Raw genomic sequence first — 5,681 nt, 5'->3', positions numbered from 1 at the left:
GCCCCGGCGGCCCGGGCGGGTACGGCGCCGGCGGGCCGGGGCAGGGCGGCTACGGCGGGCCCGGAGGGTCCGGTGGCGGCTCGCGGAAGTCGCCCGCCCTGCTGATCGGCATCGCCGTCGCGGCGCTGGTGCTGCTGGGCGCCATCGGCGGGATCATCTGGGCGCTGACCTCCGGGGGCGGCGAGGACCCGGACCCGCAGCCCGTGCCGACCCGGGTGGAGACGCCCGCGCCGAGCCCCAGCGACGAGCCGACGACCGAGCCGACCGACGAGCCGACGCCGGAGCCCACCGAGGAGCCGACCGACGAGCCGACCGACCAGGGCGGCGGCGGTGGTGGTGGCGGTGGCGAGCAGCTCGAGTTCGACACGGGGGTCAGCCTCACCGTGGCCGAGGGCTGGGAGGTCGTCGACGCCACCGGCACCTACGCCCAGCTGAGCAACGACTCCGAGCTGGTGCTGGCCGACTCCCTCGACGGGTTCTCCGGCTACTCCGCCACCGAGGTGCTCAACGCCCACTACGAGGGCCTCGCCGACGTCTACTCCGACGTCGAGGTGGTGGCCGAGCCCGAGGCCACAGAGATCGCCGGCCAGGAGGCGGCGGTCGGGGTGGCCTTGGTGACCGACTCCAGCGGTGGCGGTACGTCGCAGTTCGTGCTGCTGTCCATCCTCGCGGTCAACGACGACGGGGTGATCGCGATGGGGCAGCTGGCCTCCGGCGAGGAGGTCTCCGACGCCACCGGGGAGGACTACACCGCCATGGTGCTGTCGATGGTGGAGGACCTCTGAGCTCCTCCTCGTCGTCCGCTCCGCGCGAACCTGTCGGAGGCGGGTCGTAGGCTCGCAGCATGCGTCCGATCGAAGAGCTGCAGCGCCAGGTGGCGCCGTTCCGGGTGGAGAGCGAGTTCGACCCGTCCGGTGACCAGCCGAAGGCCATCGCCGAGCTCGAGCGGCGGATCAAGGCGGGGGAGCAGGACGTCGTGCTGCTCGGCGCGACCGGCACCGGCAAGACCGCCACGGTGGCCTGGCTGGCCGAGCGGCTGCAGCGTCCGGTCCTGGTCATGCAGCCCAACAAGACGCTGGCGGCGCAGTTCACCAACGAGCTGCGGCACTTCTTCCCGAAGAACGCGGTGGAGTACTTCGTCTCCTACTACGACTACTACCAGCCCGAGGCCTACGTCCCGCAGACCGACACCTACATCGAGAAGGACTCCTCGCTCAACGAGGAGGTCGAGCGGCTGCGGCACTCGGCCACCAACTCCCTGCTCACCCGCCGCGACGTCATCGTGGTCGCCACCGTGTCGGCGATCTACGGCCTGGGCAGCGCCGAGGAGTACCTCAACCGGATGATCACGCTGCGGGTGGGGGAGGAGACCGACCGCGACCTGCTGCTGCGCCGGCTGGTCGACATCCAGTACGCCCGCAACGACCTGGCCGGCACCCGGGGCACCTTCCGGGTCCGCGGTGACACCCTCGAGGTGTTCCCCAAGTACGAGGAGATGGCGGTCCGGGTCGAGTTCTTCGGCGACGAGATCGAGCGGCTCAGCACCATGCACCCGCTGACCGGTGAGGTGCTCAGCGAGGACGAGCAGGTCTTCCTGATGCCGGCCAGCCACTACGTCGCCGGCCCGGAGCGGCTGGAGGCCGCGATCAAGCGGATCGAGCACGAGCTGGAGCAGCGCCTGGCCGAGCTGGAGTCGCAGCAGAAGCTTCTGGAGGCCCAGCGGCTGCGGATGCGCACCAGCTACGACATCGAGATGATGCGCCAGATCGGCACCTGCTCCGGCATCGAGAACTACTCCCAGCCGATCGACGGCCGCGAGCCCGGCTCCCCGCCGAACTGCCTGCTCGACTACTTCCCCGAGGACTTCCTCCTCGTCATCGACGAGTCCCACGTGACGGTGCCCCAGATCGGCGGCATGTACGAGGGCGACATGTCGCGCAAGCGCACCCTGGTCGAGCACGGCTTCCGGCTGCCCAGCGCGATGGACAACCGGCCGCTGAAGTTCGAGGAGTTCGTCGAACGGATCGGCCAGACCGTCTACCTGTCGGCCACCCCCGGCAACTACGAGCTGACCCGCTCCGACGGTTTCGTCGAGCAGCTGATCCGCCCGACGGGGCTGGTCGACCCCGAGGTGGTGGTCAAGCCCACCAAGGGCCAGATCGACGACCTGATGGGCGAGATCAAGGCCCGCGCCGAGCGCGACGAGCGGGTGCTCGTCACCACGCTGACCAAGAAGATGGCCGAGGACCTCACCGACTACCTGCTCGAGAACGGGGTGCGCACCCGCTACCTGCACTCCGAGGTCGACACCCTGCGCCGGGTCGAGCTGCTGCGCGAGCTGCGGATGGGCGAGTACGACGTGCTGGTCGGCATCAACCTGCTGCGCGAGGGTCTCGACCTGCCCGAGGTGTCCCTGGTGAGCATCCTGGACGCCGACAAGGAGGGGTTCCTCCGCAGCGACCGTTCGCTGATCCAGACCATCGGGCGCGCCGCCCGCAACGTGGCCGGTCAGGTGCACATGTACGCCGACACCATCACCCCCTCGATGCAGGCCGCGATCGGGGAGACCAACCGCCGCCGCGACCTGCAGATCGCCTACAACCGCGAGCACGGGATCGACCCGACCCCGCTGCGCAAGCGGATCGCCGACATCACCGACATGCTCGCCCGCGAGGACGCCGACACGGCCGAGGTGATGTCGCGGGCCGGGGCCAGCCGCAAGCAGCAGCGCTCGCCGGTGCCGCTGGGCGAGGTGGGTGCGCACGGCCGCGACGTCAGCGGGCTGCCGGCCTCCGAGCTCGCCGAGCTGGTCCAGGACCTCACCTCGCAGATGCACTCGGCGGCCGCCGACCTGCAGTTCGAGCTGGCGGCCCGGCTGCGCGACGAGATCAGCGAGCTGAAGAAGGAGCTGCGGCAGATGATCGAGGCCAGCCGCTGAGTGTGGTGATCGTCACCCGCAGCCGTCCGTGGTGCGGATTCTCGCCGTCGCTGCGCTAGATTGGGACGCCGGAGGGGAGTATTCCCCCTGGTGGCCGTCGTCATCACGGACCCGAGCCCTGCGGCGAAGGCCCGGCGCCACCGCTGGCTCGCCGCAGTGACCAGTGGAAGAGACCTCCGGTCCCCGCTCTCGCCTCCCTTCGGAAGGTCATCGCTGCATGAACGTGCACCTCTACACCTGGGTGATCACCGCGGTCGTCCTGGTGGCCGTGCTGGCCATCGACATCCTCATCATCGGTCGTCGCCCGCACGAGCCTTCGATGAAGGAGGCCGGCACCTTCGTCGGCGTCTACGTCGCGCTGGCCATCCTCTTCGGTCTCGGCGTGTGGTGGTTCTCCGGCCCGCAGTACGCCGGTGAGTTCTTCGCCGGCTGGTTGACCGAGTACAGCCTGTCGCTCGACAACCTCTTCATCTTCATCATCATCATGGGTGCGCTGAAGGTGCCGCGGCACCTGCAGCAGTTCGCGCTGATGGTCGGCATCGTGCTGGCCCTGGTGTTCCGCGGGATCTTCATCGCGGTCGGGGCCGTGGCGATCGAGCGGTTCTCCTGGGTCTTCTTCCTCTTCGGCGCGTTCCTCGTCTACACCGCGGTCAAGCTCGTCATCGACTACCGCAACCATGACGAGGACGAGGACGCCGAGAACGCGATGTTGCGCTTCGCCCGTCGGCACCTGCCCTTCACCGACGAGTACCACGGCACCAGGCTGACCGCCCGGGTCGACGGCCGGCGGGTGTTCACCGCGATGGCCCTGGTCATCCTGGCCCTCGGCAGCACCGACCTGCTGTTCGCCCTCGACTCCATCCCCGCGATCTACGGGCTGACGCAGGAGCCGTTCCTGGTGTTCACGGCCAACGTGTTCGCCCTGATGGGTCTGCGCCAGCTGTACTTCCTCATCGGCGGCCTGCTCAAGCGGCTGGTCTACCTGTCGCTGGGGCTGTCGGTCATCCTCGCCTTCATCGGCGTCAAGCTGGTCCTGCACGCCATGCACGAGGCGGGGCAGTACGGCGACTGGCCGGTCCTGGGCGGGGCGATGACCGCCATGCACGACTGGGTGGTCACCCTGCCGGCAGAGGGCGAGATCCCGATCTGGCTGTCGCTGACGGTGATCATCGGCGTGCTGCTGCTGACCACCGTCGTCAGCCTCATCAAGTCCCGCTACGACGAGGACAAGGCCCGCGACGAGCAGCTGGTGCCCGGGGACGCCGAGGGCACCGCCCTCACCGGGCACGACCTGGTCGACCCGCCGGCCACCCACCGCGGCGGGTCGGAGGACGCCTCCGGGCCCGACAACCCCTACCGCGGGGACGACACCTCCGACCGAGGCTCCTACGAGCAGGACCCGTCCCGGCGCTGACCCGACCGGGCCCGGCTCACCAGCCGCGGGCGCGCCACTCCCCGAGGGAGGGCCGCTCGCGGCCGAGCGTGGTGGGCTCGCCGTGCCCGGGGTGCACCACGGTGTCGTCGTCGAAGCGCGCGAACACCTTGGCCTCCAGGTCGTCCATCAGCCGGGTGAAGTCGTCCGCGCTCCAGGTCTTCCCCGGTCCGCCGGGGAAGAGGCTGTCGCCGGTGAGCAGGTGCACCGGACGGTCGGGCAGCGCCAGCACCAGGGTGATCGAGCCCGGGGTGTGACCCACCAGCTCGACGACGCCCAGCCGGTGCCGTCCGAGGGGCACCACGTCGGCCTCGGTCACCGGGGACGGGTCGGTGCCGGTCGCCGCCGCGATGGCGTCCCGGTCCGCGTCGCCGCAGACCAGCCGGGCGCCGGTGGCGGCGGCCAGCTCGCTCAGCGCGCCGACGTGGTCGGCGTGGCGGTGGGTGGTGACGATGGTGCTGACCGGGCGTCCGGCCACCAGCTCGAGCAGCCGCCCGGGCTCGGCGGCCGCGTCCACCAGGACGGCGTCGTCCTCGGTGGTCAGCAGGTAGGCGTTGTTCTCCATCGGGCCGACGACCAGGGTGTGCAGCTCCACCCCGTGCCCCAGCGACTCGCTCCGTGCAGCCATGCCGGGCAGCCTACGGGGGGTTTGCGGCGGTCGTCCCCGGTGCGGGTCGCCGCTCAGCCGAGCGGCGGCAGCACGAGCCCGGCGGCTCCCGGCACCTCCACGGCCGGCACCCGCCGGGTCAGCAGACCGACCAGCACGGCCGCCGGGGCGGTGACCCGCAGCGGCGTCGCGTCCCCGGCGCCGAGCACCAGCGTGAGGTGGGGCGCCTCCTGCGGCACCAGCGCGACGTCGGGGTAGTCCGTGCGCCCGGCCTGCCGCAGACCCAGGTAGCCCAGCAGCGGCAGCGCCACCTCCGCCGGCAGGTCCTGCACCCGGGCCCCGAGCCCGAGGTCGACCCGGTGCAGCTCGACCTCGGTGAGCCGCATCACCGGCAGCAGCCCCAGCTCGACGGCGAACCCGGGCCGTGGCTCGCCCCGCTCCGCCCAGGCCGGACCGGGCACCTCGTCGAAGGCCTCCTCCAGGGCAGCGGCGGACGCGTCGAGGTCGGTCTGCAGCTCCAGCCCCGACCGGGCGGCGCCCCGCTCGATGTCGCCGTCGCGGGCCTCGCGGGAGGGGTAGAGCGGCGCGGGCCGGCCGGCGAGGTGGCCGCGGACGAACGCGGCCAGCGCCTCGGCGTGCCGGGCCAGGTGGCTGGCCAGGTGCGCGCGGGTCCAGCCGGGCAGGGCGGTCGGGGCGCGCCAGTC

At 71.5% G+C, this 5,681-nt stretch carries 4 protein-coding genes and 1 pseudogene; 3 read left to right on the top strand and 2 right to left on the bottom strand.

Going from position 1 to position 5,681, the window contains the following annotated elements; all coding sequences use genetic code 11:
- The 3 genes and pseudogenes from DVA66_RS16330 to DVA66_RS16320 all read left to right on the top strand — a co-directional run.
- Positions 1-785, top strand: a pseudogene (locus DVA66_RS16330) (hypothetical protein); the annotation flags it as partial.
- Positions 786-844: 59 nt separating this feature from the next.
- The gene (uvrB, locus tag DVA66_RS16325) at positions 845-2,938 is read left to right on the top strand and encodes an excinuclease ABC subunit UvrB (protein ID WP_114561027.1); all 2,094 of its coding nucleotides are present in this window, start codon (positions 845-847) and stop codon (positions 2,936-2,938) included.
- A 217-nt stretch (positions 2,939-3,155) separates the two neighbouring features.
- Positions 3,156-4,352: a TerC family protein gene (locus DVA66_RS16320; protein WP_114561026.1), complete on the top strand. Its 1,197-nt coding sequence runs from the start codon at positions 3,156-3,158 to the stop codon at positions 4,350-4,352.
- Positions 4,353-4,368: 16 nt separating this feature from the next.
- On the opposite strand, the gene DVA66_RS16315 is transcribed toward DVA66_RS16320, so the two are convergent.
- Together DVA66_RS16315 and DVA66_RS16310 are read right to left on the bottom strand one after the other, a co-directional pair.
- Complete coding sequence (locus DVA66_RS16315; RefSeq protein WP_114561025.1) at positions 4,369-4,998, bottom strand: MBL fold metallo-hydrolase; 630 nt, start codon at positions 4,996-4,998, stop codon at positions 4,369-4,371.
- A gap of 53 nt (positions 4,999-5,051) precedes the next feature.
- Positions 5,052-5,681, bottom strand: a 630-nt coding sequence (locus DVA66_RS16310; RefSeq protein WP_114561024.1) for a maleylpyruvate isomerase N-terminal domain-containing protein, incomplete at its 5' end; no start/stop codon positions are given.

Origin of the sequence: Desertihabitans aurantiacus (assembly GCF_003344635.1) — a bacterium.
Taxonomy (GTDB): domain Bacteria; phylum Actinomycetota; class Actinomycetes; order Propionibacteriales; family Propionibacteriaceae; genus Desertihabitans; species Desertihabitans aurantiacus.
This window is presented reverse-complemented; position numbering and strand designations above follow the sequence as displayed.

Excerpts from the sequence above, each read along its gene's own strand:
- DVA66_RS16315 (WP_114561025.1), bottom strand. The coding sequence starts at position 4,998 with ATGGCTGCACGGAGCGAGTCGCTGGGGCACGGGGTGGAGCTGCACACC.
- DVA66_RS16320 (WP_114561026.1), top strand. The coding sequence starts at position 3,156 with ATGAACGTGCACCTCTACACCTGGGTGATCACCGCGGTCGTCCTGGTG.
- uvrB (WP_114561027.1), top strand. The coding sequence starts at position 845 with ATGCGTCCGATCGAAGAGCTGCAGCGCCAGGTGGCGCCGTTCCGGGTG.